Annotated in this window: 17 protein-coding genes; 3 read left to right on the top strand and 14 right to left on the bottom strand. The window is 70.0% G+C overall.

The features are described 5' to 3' along the window. Window position 1: 1 nt before the first annotated feature. The 4 genes from ACT53Q_RS01115 to ACT53Q_RS01100 form a co-directional block, all read right to left on the bottom strand. On the bottom strand, window positions 2-358 hold the full coding sequence (locus ACT53Q_RS01115; RefSeq protein ID WP_476184820.1) for a DUF3147 family protein: 357 nt from the start codon (window positions 356-358) through the stop codon (window positions 2-4). Between the two features lie 136 nt (window positions 359-494). After that, entirely contained in the window at window positions 495-1,925 is a 1,431-nt protein-coding gene (gene lpdA, locus ACT53Q_RS01110; protein WP_476184819.1) for a dihydrolipoyl dehydrogenase, read from the bottom strand. Between the two features lie 121 nt (window positions 1,926-2,046). Then, entirely contained in the window at window positions 2,047-3,261 is a 1,215-nt protein-coding gene (gene sucB / locus ACT53Q_RS01105) for a dihydrolipoyllysine-residue succinyltransferase (protein ID WP_476184818.1), read from the bottom strand. A gap of 60 nt (window positions 3,262-3,321) precedes the next feature. After that, window positions 3,322-6,150 carry a 2-oxoglutarate dehydrogenase E1 component gene (locus ACT53Q_RS01100; RefSeq protein WP_476184817.1) on the bottom strand — a complete coding sequence of 943 codons (2,829 nt, stop codon included), beginning with the start codon at window positions 6,148-6,150 and terminating at the stop codon, window positions 3,322-3,324. A gap of 353 nt (window positions 6,151-6,503) precedes the next feature. Here ACT53Q_RS01100 and ACT53Q_RS01095 point away from each other — a divergent pair, with 353 nt between their 5' ends. Continuing rightward, window positions 6,504-7,895 (top strand): PilN domain-containing protein, encoded by a 1,392-nt coding sequence (locus ACT53Q_RS01095; RefSeq protein WP_476185154.1) that lies wholly within the window; start codon window positions 6,504-6,506, stop codon window positions 7,893-7,895. 34 nt (window positions 7,896-7,929) lie between these two features. On the opposite strand, the gene ACT53Q_RS01090 is transcribed toward ACT53Q_RS01095, so the two are convergent. The 4 genes from ACT53Q_RS01090 to purB all read right to left on the bottom strand — a co-directional run bounded on the left by ACT53Q_RS01090 (window position 7,930) and on the right by purB (window position 11,969). Further along, window positions 7,930-8,838 carry a GNAT family N-acetyltransferase gene (locus ACT53Q_RS01090; RefSeq protein WP_476184816.1) on the bottom strand — a complete coding sequence of 303 codons (909 nt, stop codon included), beginning with the start codon at window positions 8,836-8,838 and terminating at the stop codon, window positions 7,930-7,932. Window position 8,839: 1 nt separating this feature from the next. After that, the gene (locus tag ACT53Q_RS01085; protein ID WP_476184815.1) at window positions 8,840-10,078 is read right to left on the bottom strand and encodes a JmjC domain-containing protein; all 1,239 of its coding nucleotides are present in this window, start codon (window positions 10,076-10,078) and stop codon (window positions 8,840-8,842) included. After that, window positions 10,075-10,515 (bottom strand): lysozyme inhibitor LprI family protein, encoded by a 441-nt coding sequence (locus ACT53Q_RS01080; protein WP_476184814.1) that lies wholly within the window; start codon window positions 10,513-10,515, stop codon window positions 10,075-10,077. The genes ACT53Q_RS01085 and ACT53Q_RS01080 overlap by 4 nt, the downstream gene beginning before the upstream one ends. Before the next feature lie 86 nt (window positions 10,516-10,601). Next, window positions 10,602-11,969, bottom strand: a complete 1,368-nt coding sequence (gene purB, locus ACT53Q_RS01075) for an adenylosuccinate lyase (RefSeq protein ID WP_476184813.1) — start codon at window positions 11,967-11,969, stop codon at window positions 10,602-10,604. Window positions 11,970-12,068: 99 nt separating this feature from the next. Between purB and ACT53Q_RS01070 the strand changes: the two genes are divergently transcribed. Then, the gene (locus tag ACT53Q_RS01070) at window positions 12,069-13,502 is read left to right on the top strand and encodes a class II fumarate hydratase (protein ID WP_476184812.1); all 1,434 of its coding nucleotides are present in this window, start codon (window positions 12,069-12,071) and stop codon (window positions 13,500-13,502) included. A gap of 21 nt (window positions 13,503-13,523) precedes the next feature. Here ACT53Q_RS01070 and ACT53Q_RS01065 read toward each other — a convergent pair whose 3' ends face one another. From ACT53Q_RS01065 to ACT53Q_RS01040, 6 genes are read right to left on the bottom strand one after another with little or no spacing between them, the layout of a single operon-like run. Next, complete coding sequence (locus ACT53Q_RS01065) at window positions 13,524-14,255, bottom strand: DUF2884 family protein (RefSeq protein WP_476184811.1); 732 nt, start codon at window positions 14,253-14,255, stop codon at window positions 13,524-13,526. A gap of 59 nt (window positions 14,256-14,314) precedes the next feature. Beyond that, window positions 14,315-15,151 (bottom strand): DUF4097 family beta strand repeat-containing protein, encoded by an 837-nt coding sequence (locus tag ACT53Q_RS01060; RefSeq protein ID WP_476184810.1) that lies wholly within the window; start codon window positions 15,149-15,151, stop codon window positions 14,315-14,317. A 58-nt stretch (window positions 15,152-15,209) separates the two neighbouring features. Beyond that, complete coding sequence (locus ACT53Q_RS01055) at window positions 15,210-16,232, bottom strand: ABC transporter permease (protein ID WP_476184809.1); 1,023 nt, start codon at window positions 16,230-16,232, stop codon at window positions 15,210-15,212. Further along, window positions 16,229-17,089: an ABC transporter ATP-binding protein gene (locus ACT53Q_RS01050; RefSeq protein WP_476184808.1), complete on the bottom strand. Its 861-nt coding sequence runs from the start codon at window positions 17,087-17,089 to the stop codon at window positions 16,229-16,231. Before ACT53Q_RS01050 ends, ACT53Q_RS01055 begins: the two co-directional genes overlap by 4 nt. Continuing rightward, window positions 17,086-17,457, bottom strand: a complete 372-nt coding sequence (locus ACT53Q_RS01045) for a GntR family transcriptional regulator (RefSeq protein WP_476184807.1) — start codon at window positions 17,455-17,457, stop codon at window positions 17,086-17,088. The genes ACT53Q_RS01050 and ACT53Q_RS01045 overlap by 4 nt, the downstream gene beginning before the upstream one ends. A gap of 6 nt (window positions 17,458-17,463) precedes the next feature. After that, window positions 17,464-17,703 (bottom strand): hypothetical protein, encoded by a 240-nt coding sequence (locus ACT53Q_RS01040; RefSeq protein ID WP_476184806.1) that lies wholly within the window; start codon window positions 17,701-17,703, stop codon window positions 17,464-17,466. A 133-nt stretch (window positions 17,704-17,836) separates the two neighbouring features. On the opposite strand from ACT53Q_RS01040, the gene ACT53Q_RS01035 reads away from it, so the two are divergent. Next, window positions 17,837-18,418, top strand: a complete 582-nt coding sequence (locus tag ACT53Q_RS01035; protein WP_476184805.1) for a glutathione peroxidase — start codon at window positions 17,837-17,839, stop codon at window positions 18,416-18,418. Window positions 18,419-18,523 lie beyond the last annotated feature (105 nt).

Here is an 18,523-nt window from a genome sequence, read left to right as displayed (position 1 = left end):
GTCAGGTCGCTCCGGTCGCGTTGCGGGTCAGCAGCCACTGCACCAGCACGGTGCCGCCGAAACCGGCGAGCGCGGCGAGCACGAACGACGGCACCACCGCCAGGCCCTGGCGCAGCGCGACGGCCAGCACCACGAAGAACGGCAGGCTGCCGAGCACGAACCAGAAGATGCCCATCGCCATGTCCGCGACCTGCTTCGGATCGCGGGTGTCGGCGTACAGCCAGCCGAGCACCAGCAGCGAGGTCACGGGCAGCGACGCGACCAGCGCGCCCATGAATCCCGGCCGGCGCGCCAGCACGCTCGCCAGCAGCACCAGCGCGACGGTGATCGCGGCCTTGACCAGCAGTTGGGCGTTCATCGCGGCATGGTAGCAGGACGGTTTGCGGAGGCCCGGAACGCGGAACGCCAGGCGCGGGCCTGGCGTTCCGGGACAGCGAGCAGCGGATCCCTCTCGCGCACATCCCTGTGCGGCTCGGGATGACGACATCCTGTCGTCAGTTCGCCTTGTGGATCGCGCGCTTGTGCACGGCCATCGCGGCGTCGTGCACGGCTTCCGACAGCGACGGATGCGCGTGGCAGATGCGGGCGAGGTCGTCGGCCGAGCCGCTGAATTCCATCGTCAGCACGCCTTCGTGCACGAGTTCGGACACATTCGCGCCTACGAGGTGCATGCCGAGCACGCGATCGGTTTCGGCGTGCGCCAGCACCTTCACGAAGCCCGCCGGTTCGGCCATCGCCACCGCACGGCCGACGGCCGCGAACGGGAAGCTGCCGGCCTTGTACGGCACGCCTTCGGCCTTCAGCTGCTCCTCGGTCTTGCCGACCCAGGCGATTTCCGGCTCGGTGTAGATCACCCACGGGATCGTGTCGAAGTTGACGTGGCCCGGCAGGCCGGCGATGAGCTCGGCCACCGCGATGCCTTCCTCGAAGCCCTTGTGCGCCAGCATCGGGCCGCGCACGCAATCGCCGATCGCCCACACACCGTCGACACCGGTGTGGCAGTGCTCGTCGACCACGATGCGGCCGCGCTCGTCGAGCTGCACGCCGGTGCCGTCGGCCAGCAGGCCCTTGCTCGCGGCCTTGCGGCCCACGGCGACCAGCAGCTTGTCGACGACGATGGCCTGCTCGCCCTTGGCGTCGGTGTAGGTGAGATGGACTTCGCCGTCCTTCACCTCGGCCTTGCTGACCTTGGCGCCGAGCTGGATGTCGAGGCCCTGCTTCTTGAACTCGCGCGCGGCGATCTTCGCGGCCTCGCCGTCGGCGGCGGCCAGGAAGTCCGGCATCGCTTCGAGGATCGTGACCTTGGCGCCGAGGCGGTTCCACACGCTGCCCAGTTCCAGGCCGATCACGCCCGCGCCGATCACGCCGAGGCGATTGGGTACTTCGGTGAAATCGAGCGCGCCGACGTTGTCGACGATGTGCTGGCCGTCGAACTTCGCGAACGGCAGTTCGATCGAGTCGGAACCGGCCGCGAGGATGACGTTGGTGCCCTTCAGCTCGATCTCGGTGCCGTCGTGCTGCTTCACCTTCACCACGTTGCCCGGCTGCAGCTGCGCGAAGCCGTAGAAGGCGGTGATCTTGTTCGCCTTGAACAACTGGGCGATGCCGCCGGTGAACTGTTTGACGATCTTGTCCTTGCGGCCGACCATCGCGCCGACGTCGATCTTCGCGTCGGCGAAGCTGATGCCGTGCTCGCCGAAGATATGGCCCATGTTCCAGAACTGGCGCGAGGAATCGAGCAGGGCCTTCGACGGGATGCAGCCCACGCGCAGGCAGGTGCCGCCGAGGGCGGGCTTGCCGTCCTTGCCGAGCGCGGCATCGATGCAGGCGGTCTTCATGCCGAGCTGGGCGGCGCGGATCGCGGCGTGGTAACCGGCCGGGCCGGCCCCGATGACGACGACGTCGAATTGTTGCGGATCGCTCATGTCACTTCCCGTTGAGGTGTGTCTCCTTCCCCCGCGTGCGGGGGAAGGGCGGGATGGGGGCGCCGTGTCCGCTGCCCCCACCCTGACCCTCCCCCGCGGGCGGGGGAGGGGATGAGTGGGATCACATGCCCAGCAGCATGCGGTGCGGGTTTTCCAGCTGGTTCTTGATGTCGACCAGGAACAGCACCGCGTCCTTGCCGTCGATGATGCGGTGGTCGTAGCTCAGCGCGATGTACATCATCGGCGCGATCACGACCTGGCCGTTCTCGGCGATCGGACGCTCCTTGATGGCGTGCATGCCGAGGATCGCCGACTGCGGCGGATTCACGATCGGCGTGGACATCAGCGAGCCGAAGGTGCCGCCGTTGGTGATGGTGAAGGTGCCGCCCTGCAGGTCTTCGAGCTTCAGGCCGCCTTCGCGCGCCGCCTTGGCGTAGCCGGCGATGGCGCCTTCGATGTCGGCGAAGCCCATGCGCTCGACGTTGCGCAGCACCGGCGTGACCAGGCCCTTCTCGGTGGCGACGGCGATGCTGATGTCGGCGTAGCCGTGGTAGATCACGTCGTTGCCGTCGACAGAGGCGTTGACGATCGGGTGGCGCTGCAGTGCGTTCGCGGCGGCCTTGGCGAAGAAGCTCATGAAGCCGAGCTTGATGCCGTTGGCCTTCTCGAAGGACTCGCCCAGCTCCTTGCGCATCTGCATGACCTTGGCGAGGTTGACCTCGTTGAACGAGGTCAGCATCGCGATCGAGTTCTTCGACTGCATCAGGCGCTCGGCGATGCGGGCGCGCATGCGGGTCATGGGCACGCGCTCTTCCGGACGCGCGCCGCCGGAGACGCCGGCGGTCTTGCCGCTGGCGTAGTTGACGATGTCTTCCTTGGTGACCATGCCGCGGCGGCCGGTGCCCTGCACGTCGGCCGGGTTCACGCCGGCGGTAGCGGCGGCGAAGCGCGCGCCCGGCGGCAGCTCGCCACCGACCGGTGCGGGCGTGGTGCTCGCCGGCGCGGCCGCGGCGGCCTTCGCGGCCTCCTGCTTCGGCTGCACCGGCTGTGCGCCGGCGGCGGGCTTCGGCGCTTCGGCGGCTGGGGCCGCGGCGACGGCGCCTTCCTCGATCACCGCGATGACCTGCTGGCTGGTGACGGTCGCGCCTTCGGCGAACTTCAGTTCCTTGATCACGCCGTCGACGGTCGAGGGCACTTCCAGCACCACCTTGTCGGTCTCGAGGTCGACGATGTTCTCGTCGCGCTTGACCGCATCGCCCGCCTTCTTGTGCCAGGTGGCGATGACGGCATCGGAGACGGACTCGGGAAGAACGGGAACCTTGATTTCGGTGGCCATGGGTGACGTCCTGACAGCGGTATTCGAAAGTGGAACCGGCGCACGTGGCGCCGGCGGGGATCATTCGTCGGCGAGCACGCCGTTGAGCGGGTTCACCAGCGCGTCGGCGATCAGCTTCTGCTGCTCCTCGACGTGGTCGTTGAAGTGGCCGACGGCCGGCGAGGGCGAACGCGCGCGGCCGGCATAGTGCACCGACTGCTTCTCCTGCAGGCAGGCGCGCAGGTGGTGCTGGATCTGGTACCAGGCGCCCTGGTTCATCGGCTCTTCCTGGCACCACACCACCGGCACGGTCTTGCCGTAGCGCGCCAGCTCGGCGGACAGCGCCTCGCGCGGGAACGGATACAGCTGTTCGATGCGGATGATGGCGACGTCGGTCTGGCCGCGCTTCTGGGCGTCTTCCAGCAGGTCGTAGTAGACCTTGCCACCGCAGACCACGACGCGCTTGACCGACTTCGCGTCCTTCGCGTGGGTGTCCGGGATCAGGTGCTGGAAGCCGCCATTCGCCAGCTCGTCCAGCGTCGACACCGCCAGCTTGTGGCGCAGCAGCGACTTCGGCGTCATCACCACCAGCGGCTTGCGCGTCTTCATGCGCATCTGCCGGCGGATCATGTGGAACGCCTGCGCCGGCGTGGTGGGCGTGCAGACGATCATGTTCTGCAGCGCGCACAGCTGGAGGAAGCGCTCCAGGCGGGCCGAACTGTGCTCGGGGCCCTGGCCTTCGTAGCCGTGCGGCAGGAACAGCGCCAGGCCGCAGAGGCGGCCCCACTTGGCCTCGCCCGACGACAGGAACTGGTCGATCACCACCTGCGCGCCGTTGGCGAAGTCGCCGAACTGGCCTTCCCAGATGTCGAGGGTCATGGGATCGGCGGTGGCGTAGCCGTACTCGAACGCCATCACCGCTTCCTCGCTGAGCAGCGAGTCGATGATCGTCACGTCCTCGGCCGTCTTCACCAGCTGGCGCAGCGGGATGTGGTCGTCGTCGGTCTTCTGGTCGTGCAGGATCGCGTGGCGGTGGAAGAACGTGCCGCGGCCGCAGTCCTGGCCGACCAGGCGCAGGCGGAAGCCTTCGGCCAGCAGCGTCGCGTAGGCGAGGTTCTCGGCGAAGCCCCAGTCGCCCGGCAGCTCGCCGGCGGTCATCTTCGCGCGGTCCTCGTAGATCTTGGCGACGCGCGGATGCAGGGTCGCGCCCTGGGGCACGGTGTTGATGACCTGCGCCAGCCCGTCGAGCTTCGCGCGGTCGACGCGGGTGTCGACCGGGTCGGACAGCTTGCCGGCCAGCAGCTGCGACCAGTCGATCGCGTAGGCATCCGGGTTGCTGGCGGCCAGTTCGGTGGTGACCACGCCGTCGTCGAGCTTGCGGCGGTAGTCGTCGACCAGCGCCTGCGCGTCGGCGGCCGCGAGCGCGCCGGCGGCGGCGAGACGGTCGGCGTACAGCTCGCGCGGGGTCTTGTGCTTGCGGATCGCCTGGTACATCAGCGGCTGCGTCGCCGCCGGCTCGTCGGCCTCGTTGTGGCCGTGGCGGCGGTAGCAGATCAGGTCGATCACCACGTCCTTGGCGAAGCGCTGGCGGAAGTCGAAGGCCAGTTCGGCGCAGAACGCGACCGCTTCCGGGTCGTCGCCGTTCACGTGCAGCACCGGCGCCTCGACCATCTTGGCGACGTCGGTGCAGTACAGCGTGGAGCGGGCGTCCTGGCGTTCGCTGGTGGTGAAGCCGACCTGGTTGTTGATGACGATGTGCAGGGTGCCGCCGACCGCGAAGCCGCGGGCCTGCGACATCTGGAACAGTTCCATCACCACGCCCTGGCCGGCGAACGCGGCGTCGCCGTGCATCAGGATCGGCAGCACCTGGCGGCGGGCCTTGTCGCCGCGGCGCTGCTGGCGCGAGCGCACGCTGCCGGCGACCACCGGATCGACGATCTCCAGGTGCGACGGGTTGAAGGCGAGGGCGAGGTGGACCGGGCCGCCCGGTGTCTGCACGTCGGCGCTGAAGCCCATGTGGTACTTCACGTCGCCGGCGTGGGCGTGCTCGTCGTGCTCGAACTTGCCCTCGAACTCGTCGAACAGCTTGCGCGGCGGCTTGCCGAGCGTGTTGACCAGCACGTTGAGGCGGCCGCGGTGGGCCATGCCCAGCACCACGTCCTTGACGCCGTCGGCGCCGGCGCGGCGGATGGTGACGTCCAGCAGCGGGATCAGCGCGTCGCCGCCTTCCAGCGAGAAGCGCTTCTGGCCGACGTACTTGGTGTGGAGGTAGCGCTCCAGGCCTTCGGCGGCGGTGAGGCGCTCCAGGATGCGGCGGCGGTCGTCGGCGCTGCGGTCGTAGCGGCCGCCGGCGGTTTCCAGCCGCTCGTACATCCAGCGACGCTGCTCGGCGTCGGTGATGTGCATGAACTCGGCGCCGATGCTGCCGGTGTAGGTCGTCTTGAGCAGGGCGAGCAGGTCGCGCAGCTTCATGCGCGGCTGGCCGGCGACGCCGCCGGTGCTGAACTCGTCGCCGAGGTCGCGCTCGCTCAGGCGGTGGAAGGCGAGTTCGAGGTCAGGCGCCTCCGGCTTGTCCATCATGCCCAGCGGGTCGAGCGTCGCCGCCAGATGGCCGCGGGCGCGGTAGGCGGTGATCAGGCGGCCCACCGCGCGTTCGCGCTCGTCGCCCGCCGAGGCGGAGGCGACGGCGACGCCGCGGGCGGCCTGGCGGCCGGCTTCGGCGATGGCGTCGATGACCGCCGAATGCGGGACGTCCTGGCCATCGCGGCCGCGGATGCCGTCGAAGTAGGTCTTCCACTTCGGGCCGACGCTGTCGGGAGCGACCAGATACTGCTCGTAGAGGTCTTCGATGTAGGCGGCGTTGGCGCCAAGCTGGGAGGACTGGGCGAACTGCTTCAGGAGACTGTCCACTCGGGGATCACACTCGGAGGTGGGGTGGCGCGGGAGAGGATAAGCGCTTGATCCGCCGGGAAATCTGCCGGCACGGCGGACCCGCGGCGAAAGAATCGGAATTATAGCCGGAGGCTTCACCGCAGCGCACCACCGCAACTCTCCCTGCGGGCCCGTCGTTGCTTCGACATTGGTCGCACGTACATGTGCCGACGGTCGCGCGCGGGGTCGAGAGCTGCTGCGCCGCGCGGTGCGTCCGGCGATACCGGCGCGGTCCGCACCGGGAAAACGGCGCATTCGCTGGTATGGTCCGCGCATCGAACGGGGGATGGCGGATGCGGGGACTTCGACGCGCGGCGGTGACAGCGGTGACGATGTGCGGGCTCGTGGTGCTGGCCGGCTGCGGCGGCCGCGGGGACGGTGTCGGACGTGCCGGCCCTGCTGCGCTGGCGGTTGATGCCCTGGGCTGCCCGGACCTTGACGGCACGTACCAGGTCTCGCTGCCGCCGGAACGGGAAGGCTCGCAGGCCGGCGCGATGGAGGAAGCCTTCCGCCGCCCGGACGGCAACCGCGTGCCGATCGAGCAGATCCAGGCGGTCGACATCCGCCGCGCCGGGCCCGGCAGCTACACGTTCCGCTGGCGGATCGCCGACGACCGCGTGCGGCAGCAGCTCGACGTGATCCGGGAATTCGAGAAGCCGCGTTACGGCCGCTGGTACCACCTGCTGTCCGACCCGGAAAAGGCCCGCTACATCGCCGCCCACGGCCAGGCCGGCTACGACGCCGAACTGGCCCGGCTGGGCCCGGAGACCGAATTCGTCCGCGAACTGCGCTCCGGCACCGGCCCGGTCTGCAAGGGCGGCTGGCTGGAGCTGCCGCGTGGCGAACTGCGGCCCATGCGCCTGACCCGCGGCGACGACGGCTCGGTGATCGGCGAGTTCAAGGGCCTGAAGACGGTGGGCATCACCGTGTGGTGCGGCGACGGCTGCCGCGACCTGCCGATTCCCACCGGTACCTTCACCGGCGAGATCCACTGGCCGCGGCTGGCCGGCGACCCGCGCTGGCAGCCCGGGAACGCGCAGGCCTTCCAGCGTCCGCTGGACGAGATCGAGGCCGAAGACGCTGCCCGCGTGCAGGCGCAGCGCGACGCGGACGCCCGCCGCTACCTGCCGGAGGCGGAGATCCGCGCCAGCATCGAGGCCATGGCCCCGGCGGGCACCACGGTCGAGCGGGTAGAGGTGAGCGAGGGCAAGGTCCACATCCGCTACTCCGCGCCGACGGCCGACATGGACACCCTGCTGGGGCGGATCGCCGGCGCCTCCCGCGACCCGGACGCGCCGAAGGACGTCGTCCGCGGCGGGACGTCGAGCGACCTGTCGCGCCGCTATGTCGAGTTCGCGCTGACCGATTCCCCGCTGGTGCTGCGCGATGCGCAGGCCGCGGCGGCGGCCGCGCCGCCCGCGCCGACGATGGCGGTGTTGTCGGTGGCCCCGCCGCAGGCGGTGCCGGCGGGCATGGCCGCACCGGCGGCCATCCGCGACCGGCTGGCCGCCCTGATGCCGCCGAAGTGCGTCATCACCGACGTCCGCTACGGCGGCGAGAAGGTCACGCTGCTCGGCACCGCCGACAGCAACCGCACCGTGTCCGACGCGCTGCGCGCGCTGGACGGGGCCGGCACCCGGCCGGAGCTGCTGTCGATCCGCCAGGACGGCGGCAAGGTGCATTTCGAGGTCGCGCTGGCGCCGACGCCGCTCACCCGCGGCTGAGCCGGCGCGCCGCGCTCGCAGCGGCCAGTGGACGTCACAACCCCAGCGCTCGGAATTCGGTGACCAGCCGGGCGCGTTCCCACACCGACTGGAAGCTCTCGGCGAGCTGCCGCGCGCGGCCGCCGTCGTCGATCGCGGCTTCGCCATCGAAGCGGTTGCCGAGCGTGCGGAAATACCAGCCGCCATCATCGTTGACGACGTAGGCCGAGGCGTAGCCGCGATCGGCCGGATCGCTCACCTCGCGGAACGCGAACACGCTGGGCAGGCGCTGGGCGAGGCCGATCAGCGGCGCATGCGCGCGCTGCGCCGACGCCGCGTCCTGCAGCAGCACGCGCACGTCCACGCGCTGGCGGCGGGTGCCGAGCTTGCGCAGGGCCTCCAGCACCTCGGGCACGTCGAACAGGCCCGGGTCGAGCGCGCGGGTGTAGATCGACAGTTCGCGGCGGGCGCCGGCGGCGATCGCGCAGACCATGGCCGCGGCGGCTTCGCGGCTGTCGATCTCGGTCGCGCCGCCCAGCCGGCGGCGCATGGTCTGGTGTTCGATGCCGGCTTCCATGAACCGCGCGCCGACCGGCACGAAGCCGTGCTTCGCGTAGAAGCCGATCGCCGACACCTGCGCATGGAGGGTCACTTCCGGCCAGCGCCGCGTGCGGGCCTCGTCGAGCAGCGCGACCAGCAGCGCGTCGCCGACGCCGTGGCCGCGCCAGTCGGGCAGCACAGCCATGCGCCCGATCTTCCGCTCCGGCGTCAGCCGCCCGGTGCCGATCGGGCGGCCGTCGGCGTCGCGGGCGATGACGTGCACGCACAGCGGATCGAGTTCGTCCCATTCCAGCGCCAGCGGCACCTGCTGTTCCTGCACGAACACCGGTTCGCGCACCGCGCGCAGGGCGTCGACGCCGGTGGCATAGTCGATGGGCTCGATCCGGAACGTGCGCTCGGTCATGTCAGTCCTCGTCACCGTCGAAGCCGCCGTCGTCCTCGACGGCGAGGTGGTAATGGCCTTCGCCCAGCAGGTCGAGCACCAGCGCGCGGCTGTCGGGCGAGAGCGCGGCGTAGCCGTCGGCATCCAGCTGCTGCGCCGCGGCCAGCGCGCGCGCGTCGGCGAGCGGCAGCGCATGCACGCGGCCGCCGATGTAGAGCTTGCCGATGCGCCTGGATTCGGTGCTGCGGCGCCACGCGGCGCGCGTCCACGGATGGCGCGCCAGCACGGCGCCCTGCTGCAGTGCGGATTCGACCTCTTCGGGCGACTGCGGCGGATCCGGATCCAGCGGCACGCCGGCGCTGCGGTAGAGGCTGATGAAGCGGCCGAACCAGTCGCCCAGGCGTTCCGGGTCGTGCATGCGCAGCTTGTTCAGCGCCTCGATCGCGCGGCCCATCGCGGTGGCGTCGATCTCGTAGCCGTCCTTCGCCGGCGCGAGGTCCGGGTCGGCGTAGCGCACGGCCTCGTCGGCGTCGCAGGTCAGGGTGTCGATGAAGTCGCCCAGCAGCTCGGCGCTGGACGGCGCGCGCAGGCCGACCGAGATCGTCATGCACGCGTCCTCGGCCACGCCGTGGTGCGGCACGCCCGGCGGCAGGTACAGCATGTCGCCCGGCTTCAGCACCCAGTCGTGGGTCGGCACGAAGTGCTTGAGCAGCCGCAGCGGCACGTTGTCGAGGTAGGTCTCGTCGGGGTTCGGCGCGGTGTCGATCATCCAGCGGCGATGGCCCAGGCCCTGCAGCAGGAACACGTCGTACTGGTCGATGTGCGCACCGACCGAGCCGCCCGGCGCGGCGAACGAGATCATGATGTCGTCCATGCGCCAGCGCGGCAGGAAATCGAAATCGTCCAGCAGCGCGCGGATGTCCGCGTCCCACTTGTCGACGTCCTGCACCAGCAGCGTCCAGTCGTGGTGCGGCATGCCGGGGAACTCGGCTTCGTCGAACGGGCCGCTGCGCACGGTCCACGCATCGGTGCCACGATCGTAGGCGGCGATGCGCGACAGCGCGCTCTCCTCGCAGGCGAGGCCGGCCAGGTCTTCCGGCGACACCGGCGAAACGTAGCCGGGGAAGGCGTTGCGGATCAGCAGCGGGCGTTTCTGCCAGTAGTCGCGCAGGAACTTCGCGGGCGACATGCCCAGCGGGCCCTTGCCGGTGGCGTCGATTTCGATCGGGGGCGCGGCGGCCGCGCGTGATGTGCGTTTCATGGGATACCGGGAGAGGGGGGAGCGGGAGAAAGTGTCGTGGACGATGCGGCGGCGCGCCGTGCGTCGCGCGCGAGCAGCGCCCGCAGGTGCGCGATGCGGTCGCCCTTCAGGCGGATCCGGCACGTCCCGTCGATCTGGCCGCTGCCCGACGCGACCGCGCCGCTGAGGCCCACTTCGGCCTGGCATTGATGCTCGACGTAGGCCTCGAAGGCCCGGGTGGCGGAGCGCAGTCCGGTCGTCGCGAGGTCATGGTGCGTTTCGCCGATGTCGTCCGCGTCCCGCCGCGCCTGCGCGCGAGCGAGGAACGCGGCTTCCAGCGCCGACAGCTCGGCATCGGCCGCGTCGGCGATCGCCTGCAGGCAATCGATCGAGTCCGCGCCCGAATGCGCGGCGATGCACGCGTCCGCGGCGGCGTCGCGCGCGGGATCGGACGCCATGCCCGGCGCGGGGCACATCGCGACGACCGCGACGAGCACGGACGCGGCGAGCAGGCCGGCGAGGCGCGTGTCCATGCGCTTGGCGCTCAGACAGCGCGGGCCAGCGATTCGGCCAGGCCGGTGTAACCGCCCGGCGTCATGTCCAGCAGGCGCTGCTTCGCGTCGGCGGGCAGGTCGAGGCTTTCGATGAAGGCGCGCATCGACTCGGCGGTGATGCCGTGGCCGCGGGTCAGCGCCTTCAGCTGTTCGTACGGATTGGGCAGGCCGTGGCGGCGCATCACCGTCTGCACGGCTTCGGCCAGCACTTCCCACGCGGCGTCGAGATCGGCGGCCAAACGGTCGGGATTGGTGCTGAGCTTGTTGAGGCCGCGCAGCAGCGCATCGAAGCCGATCAGCGCGTGGCCGAAGGCGGTGCCCAGCGCGCGCAGCACGGTGGAATCGGTGAGGTCGCGCTGCCAGCGGCTGATCGGCAGCTTCGCGGCGAAGTGCTCGAACAGCGCGTTGGCGATGCCGAAGTTGCCTTCGGCGTTCTCAAAATCGATCGGGTTGACCTTGTGCGGCATGGTCGAGCTGCCGACTTCGCCGGCCTTCACCGCCTGCCTGAAGTACCCGAGCGAGATGTAGCCCCAGACGTCGCGGCACAGGTCGATGCAGATGGTGTCGATCCGCTTCTGCGCGTCGCAGACCTCGGCGATGCCGTCGTGCGGCTCGATCTGGGTGGTGTAGGGCTGCCAGTCCAGGCCCAGCGATTCGACGAAGCGCTGCGAGAACGCGGCCCAGTCGACATCCGGGTAGGCGGCGACGTGGGCGTTGTAGTTGCCGACCGCGCCGTTGATCTTGCCGGGCATCTGCGCGCCGGCCAGCAGTTCGCCCTGGCGCTGCAGGCGGGCGACGACGTTCGCCAGCTCCTTGCCGACGGTGGTCGGCGACGCGGTCTGGCCGTGCGTGCGCGAGAGCATCGGCAGGCCGGCGTGTTCGTGCGCCATCGCGCGGAGTTTCTGGATCAGCGTGTCCAGCGTCGGCAGCAGCACCGCCTGCCGCGCCTCGCTCAGCATCAGCGCGTAGCTGAGGTTGTTGATGTCCTCGCTGGTGCAGGCGAAATGCACGAATTCCAGCGCGGGTGCCAGCGCGGTGTCGTCCTTCAGCCGCTCCTTGATCAGGTACTCGACCGCCTTGACGTCGTGGTTGGTCGTGCGTTCGATCGCCTTGACCCGGGCCGCGTCCTTCACCGACAGGCCATCGGCGAGGGCGCGCAGGCGGGCCGCAGCGGCCTCGGAGAAGGGCGCCAGTTCGACGATCGCCGGCTCCGCGGCGAGGGCCAGCAGCCATTCCACCTCGACCTTGACGCGGGCCTTGATCAGGCCGAATTCGGAGAAGATCGGGCGCAGGGCGTCGACCTTGCCGGCATAGCGGCCATCGAGCGGCGAGAGGGCGAGGAGCGCGGATTCGGACATGGCGAGCGGAGGCGGACGGCCGCGGCGTGGGGAAACGGGCATTGTAAACCCCGCCCGGCGTATGCTCCCGCCACCCCCACAGCTCCCCGGAGGCCGGCCATGGCCAGGCGCAACGCGGCGGCGGACGCCATCCCCGATCCCTTCCGCATCGAGCACGACAGCATGGGCGAGCTGCGGGTGCCGGCGGCGGCCCTCTGGGGCGCGCAGACCGAGCGGGCGCGGCGCAACTTCCGCATTTCCGGCCGGCCGATGCCGCGCGGCTTCATCCGCGCCCTCGGACTGATCAAGGCCGCGGCCGCGCAGACCAACGCCAGCCTCGGCCTGCTGCCCAAGACCCGCGCCGCCGCGATCCGCAAGGCCGCGCTGGAGGTGGCCGAGGGCGAGCACGACGCGCATTTCCCGGTCGACATCTTCCAGACCGGCTCCGGCACCTCCAGCAACATGAACGCCAACGAGGTCATCGCCGCGCTCGCGATGCGCACCGGCCGCGGCCGGGTGCATCCCAACGACGATGTGAACCTCGGCCAGAGCTCCAACGACGTGGTGCCGAGCGCGATCCGCGTCGCTGCCACGCTCGCGGTGGTCGAGGACCTGCTGCCGGCGCTCAAGCACCTGCGCAGCACGATCGACCGCCGCGCCCGCGAGGGCCGCAAGCTGGTGAAGACCGGCCGCACCCACCTGATGGACGCGATGCCGCTGACCTTCGGCCAGGAGCTGGGGGCGTGGTCGTCGCAGCTGGACTCGGCCCGGCAGCGGATCGAGGACAGTCTGAAGCGCGTGCGCCGGCTGCCGATCGGCGGCACCGCGGTCGGTACCGGCATCAACGCGCCGGCGGGATTCGGCAAGCGCGTGGCGCAGACGCTGTCGGTGCTCTCCGGCGCGCGGTTCGTGCCCGCCGACGACACCTTCGAGGGCCTGGCAGCGCAGGACGACGCGGTCGAACTCTCCGGCCAGCTCAACGCGCTGGCGACGGCGCTGATGAAGATCGCCAACGACCTGCGCTGGATGAATTCCGGGCCGCTGGCGGGACTGGGCGAGATCGAGCTGCCGGCGCTGCAGCCGGGCTCGTCGATCATGCCGGGCAAGGTCAACCCGGTGATCCCCGAAGCGGTGTGCATGGTCGCCGCGCAGGTGATGGGCCACCACGTGACGATCACCATCGCCGGCCAGAGCGGCAACTTCCAGCTCAACGTGATGCTGCCGCTGATCGCCGCCGACCTGCTGGACGGCATCGGCCTGCTCGCCAACGCGATGCGCGCGCTGGCCGACGACGCGGTGGCGGGGCTGGTGTTCCGGCCCGATCGCGTGGCCGACGCGCTGGCGCGCAACCCGATCCTGGTGACTGCGCTGAATCCGGTGATCGGCTACGAAAAAGCCGCCGCGATCGCCAAGAAGGCGTATCGCGAGCGGCGTCCGGTGTTCGAGGTGGCGCTGGAGGACAGTGGCCTGTCGGCGGCGGAACTGCGTCGGCTGCTGGATCCCGCGGCGCTCACCGAGGGCGGCATCCGCGAAGGCAGCCCGGGCGGCGGCTGACGCGCCCGGGCCGCGTCCGGCTTACTGCTTCGCGGCGGCGTCCTTCGCGGCGGTGTCGTCCTGCGCGGCCGCCGTCTCGGCCTCGCCGGCCGCGTCGTCCTTGCGGCTCGCCGTGTCGTCCTGGTCGAACCCGCCGGCGATGTGCATGTTCGGCACGTTCACGTTGACGTTGCCGTCCTTGTTGCAGTCGTCGATGTCCTGCTGCGTCATCGACGCGTAGGGCTGGAAGGCGGGCAGGCTGGCCGCGAGCCGGTTCTGGGTGTCCAGCAGCGCGGGCAGCTTCGTGCAGAGCTTCGCGGCCGCGGCCTTGATGCCGTCGGCCTGGCCTTCGATCTTCTTCTCGACGTCCTCGCTCTTGCCGGTGAACACGCCGGCCAGCGCCTCGGTGACCGCCTTGCCGGCCAGGTCCGCGCCCTGCACGCCGATGTCGATGCCGGCCTCGGCGATGGCGGCGACGTTGGCGCGGTATTCCTGCAGCAGCTTGTGCTGCGCGGCGTCGGCGACGACCGGCTTGCCGCCGATCAGCAGGTCGCCCTGCGGCGTGATCTCCGCCTTGGGCTGCCCGGTGGCCTCCAGTTCGATGTTCTTGGTCGCCAGCTCCTCGCGGGCCTTGTCGGTCGCCTCGCGGACCGCCTTGCCGATCAGGCCGGGTTCTTCCTGGCCCTTGGCCGCGGGCGTCGGCGCGTCGTTCGAGCAGGCCAGCAGGGAAAGGCTGGTCAGCAGCATGAGCACGGGGATGCGAAAACTGTTCATGGAAGCTCCACTGTGTCGCTGGATGGGGATGTCGGCCCGGACGGGAGGCGCGGGGCGCGTCAATCGTCGGCCGGGATGCGCACCTGGCCCGTGATGTTGCGATGGTCGACCGACCCGCTGCCGACGCTGCTCACGACGAGGTTACCGCGGACATCGACCGCCTGCAGGTCGCCGGAGCCGATGTCGTGCACCGTCACGTCGCCGGTGACGCCGGAGACCTTGGCGTCGCCGGAGCCGATCGAGTCGATGCGCACGTCGCCCGATGCACCGCGGATGGACAGGTCGCCCGAGTGGACGCCGCCGACGGTCGCGCCGCCGCGGATGCCGTTCGCCTTCAGGTCGCCCGAACCCACCGAGACCACCTGCAGCGTGCCGATGTCGTCGGCGACGATGTCGCCGGAGCCGACGTCGGCGAACAGGGCGCCGCGCACGTGCGTGGCATCGAGTTCGCCGGAACCCACGTCCGCCGCCAGCGACGCGACGCCGGTGACTTTCGCTTCGCCGGAGCCGACCTGGACCTGCACGGCGATCGTGTCCGGCACCTCGGCATCGAGGGTGAGGTCGCTGTACTGCTTGTCCGACCAGCCCATGAACAGCCCGCCCGGGCGGTCGGCGCGGACGATCAGCTTGTCGCCTTCGCGATGCTGGCTGACCGTGAGCGCGGCGAGCCGCCTGGCGTCGGAGGCGCAGGCCTTCCCGTGCACGAAGCCGCCGTGCCGGGCACTCCCGCGGAGGTCGAGCGTGTACGGGCCGATGTCGAACACGACCGTCTTCACGCCGTCGAGGGCGAGATCCGCGTCGCGGGCGGCGGAGAACGCGCAGCGTTCGGCGGCGAAGGCGGGCAGGGGAAGCACGGCGACCAGGCAAAGCGTCGTCAGGAGCGATGGCGTGCGCATGGGAAACTCCGGGAAGTGAATGTCGAAACGTCGTCGATGCGGGGGAAACGCCGGGCGATCAGCCTTCGTCGCGCCAGCGGCGCAGGCGGGTGGCCAGGACGATCATCGCCACGCCCGCGGCGGCACCGATCCACATGTCCGCCGTGCCGAAGGCCTGCCAGCTGGACATCAGGTCGAGCTTGGCGGCGACCTGGTCGTCCTGGCCCATCGACATCAGTTGGGTCGCATCGGCCGCGTGCACGTACCAGGTGCCGGGGACCAGGCTGCACAGGCCGCGCAGGGCGACGACGTACCAGAGGTGGCCGTGCGGGAACTCGGCGCCGGTCACCGCGCTGAAGATCAGGCCGGTCATGCTGGCCATGGCGCAGCCCAGCAGCGGGATCAGCACGGCCCACAGGAACGGGAAGCGGCGCGACCACGCGGAGCAGAGCATCAGCCAGCCGACGGTGGGCAGCGACCAGGCGATATAGACCGGCAGCGTGCCGAACAGCTGGCCGATGACGTGGAACGGACTGAATCCGGTGAAGTAGCCGCCCACGCCGGGCACGCCGTTGATCGCCATCGCCACGCCGGCCAGCAGCCACACCGCCAGGCCGATCAGCACGCCGACCGCCATGCCCATGACCGGGCCCAGCACCAGCGCCCACAGCGCCTTCGACAGGACCACCAGGCCGTCGGACACCGGCAGCGACTTCCAGAACAGCACGCTGCGGTCGCGGCGTTCGTCGTACAGCGAGCCGAGCGCGTAGAAGAACACCACGAAGATCGTCACCAGGATCGCCAGCGACATGCCGTTGGCGAAGATGCCGGTGCCGATGGCGCCGAGGGTCTGGCCGACCGGCTCGCCATCGACCGAGAAGCCGTCGTGGAAGCTGCCTTCGCTCTTCGCCCGCTGGATGAAGATGGTGGCGATGATCATGCCGATCAGGGCGAACGTGGTGGCGATCACGCCGGTGATCGCGGGCGCCCAGAGGAAGCTGCGGTTTTCCCAGAATTCGCGCTTGAGCAGGAGTTTCAGTTTCTGCGCCGGGCCGAAGGCGTTCGAGGCCGTCGCGACGGGCGCGAGGGTGGTGGCGTTCATGCGTAGGTCCCCTTCATGGTGGCGACGAACAGGTCGGCGAGGCCGGGAATGCGGGTTTCGCCGTAGGCGGCCAGCTGCGCTTCGGGCACGCCGTCGAACAGCATGACGGTCTTGCCGAACGGCAGCGCGCGTTCGTCGATCGGTTTCAGTGCGCGGGCGGCCTCGAGGTGGTCGGCACCGGTCAGCACCTCCACGTAACGCTCGCCCAGGCTTTCCATCGTCGCGTCGAGCACGACCTTGCCGTCGCGGATGAACATCACGTCGGTGAGGATGTGCTCGATCTCCTCCACCTGGTGGGTGGTGATGATGATGGTCTTCTGCTCGTCGAAGTAGTCTTCCAGCAGGCGCTGGTAGAACTGCTTGCGGTAGAGAATGTCCAGGCCCAGCGTGGGCTCGTCCAGCACCAGCAGCTTCGCGTCGATCGCCATCACCAGCGCCAGGTGCAGCTGCACGATCATGCCCTTGGACATCTCGCGCACCCGCAGGTCGGGCTTGAGCTGGGTGTTGGCGAGGAAACGCTCGCACTTGGCGCGATCGAAGCGCGGGTGGATGCCGGCGACGAACTCGATGGCCTCCTTCACCTTGATCCAGCGCGGCAGCACGGCCACGTCGGCGATGAAGCAGACCTCGTTCATCAGCGCGTCGCGCTCGGTGCGCGGGTCGCGGCCCAGCACCTTGAGGTCGCCGTCGAACGGGATCAGGCCGAGCACGGCCTTCAGGGCGGTGGTCTTGCCGGCGCCGTTGGGGCCGATCAGCCCGACGATGCGGCCGGCGGCGATGTCGAAATCGGTGTTGTCCAGCGCGACTTTGTTGCGATAGGCCTTGCGCAGGCCGCGTGCGGAGACGACGGCGTTCATGCGGCACCCCCGTTGGCGACCGGCTTCAGCAGTTCGTCCATCCGCAGGCCCAGGCGCTGGATGCGTTCCAGCACCAGCGGCCACTCTTCGCGCAGGAAACGCTCGCGCTCGGTGGAGAGCAGTTTCTTCGCGGCTTCTTCGGTCACGTACATGCCCAGTCCTCTGCGTTTCTCGACGAGCGCCTCGTCGGCCAGTTCCTGGTAGGCGCGCGAGACGGTGATGGGGTTCAGTTGGTACTCGGCGGCCACCTGGCGCACCGAGGGGAGGGGATCGCCGGGCTTGAGCAGGCCGTCGAGCATCATCGCGACGACGCGGTCTTTCAGCTGGCGGTAGATCGGAGCGCCGTCGCTCCACTGGATGGCGGTCATGGGGGGTCAGCTCCCGTTGCCGTGGCGCAGGGTCTGCGCGAAGGAGAAGAAGGGCAGCGCGAGGGACTCGCGGGCCAGGGCCCGGCGGTGGCTGCGGCTGGTGACCGGCGCGCCCTCGTCGGGGGCGGAGACCGACTCGACGGTCGTGCCGACCCCCGGGGCGGCGAGCCCGACGAAGAGGCCGACGCTCATGACGCCCATCGCGATGCCGAGGCTGCGGAGCGCATGGAGGAGCTTGCGAGGCATGGAGGACTCCTGTACTTGTCGACTGGTGTTGTATGCAACTATAACACCAAAACACACCCGGTCAAGTGCCCGGGAAACCAATCTCCCCCAACTGAAGTCATACTCGCGGCCTGCCCACGCCCGGAGCCCCGCCATGTCCCGTTTCCTGCCCAGAATCCTGGCCATCGCCGGCCTGTCCGTGCTGCCGCTGCTGGCCTTGGCCGCCGGCAAGGGCCTGCTCGACTACAGCTACCGCCCGCTGGCGGGCAAGACGCCGGTGAATCTGGCGACGGCCTACCGGGGGCAGGTCCTGCTGGTGGTGAACACCGCCAGCAAGTGCGGCTTCACCCCGCAGTTCGAGGCGCTGGAGGCCCTGCATGCGCGCTACAAGCCGCGCGGATTCGCGGTGCTGGGCTTCCCGTCGGGCGATTTCATGAACCAGGAATACGGCGACGAGAAGAAGATCCAGGAGTTCTGCACGCTCACCTACGGCGTGAAATTCCCCATGTTCCAGAAGGTCCACGTGGTCGGCGACGAGGTCACGCCGTTCTACAAGGCACTGGAATCGGCCACCGGCGAATCGCCGAAGTGGAACTTCCACAAGTACCTGATCGGCCGCGACGGCAAGGTCGTCGCGACCTTCGGCAGCCGGACCAAGCCCGATGCGCCGGAAGTGATCCAGGCGATCGAAAAGGCGATCGCCGCGCCGGCGCCGGCCGCCGCGCCCGCGCGATGACGACCTGCGCGACGATCTTCCGCCCGGCGATTGCCCGTACCGGCGCCGGCCGCGACAATGTGCGGCCCGACGACCGTGCGCCCGGCAGAAGCCCGGCGGCGTTCG

The sequence above is a fragment of the Lysobacter sp. DMC97 genome (assembly GCF_056313745.1).
Note: the sequence above shows the minus strand (reverse complement) of the source record. Positions and strands in the feature narration are given on the sequence as shown.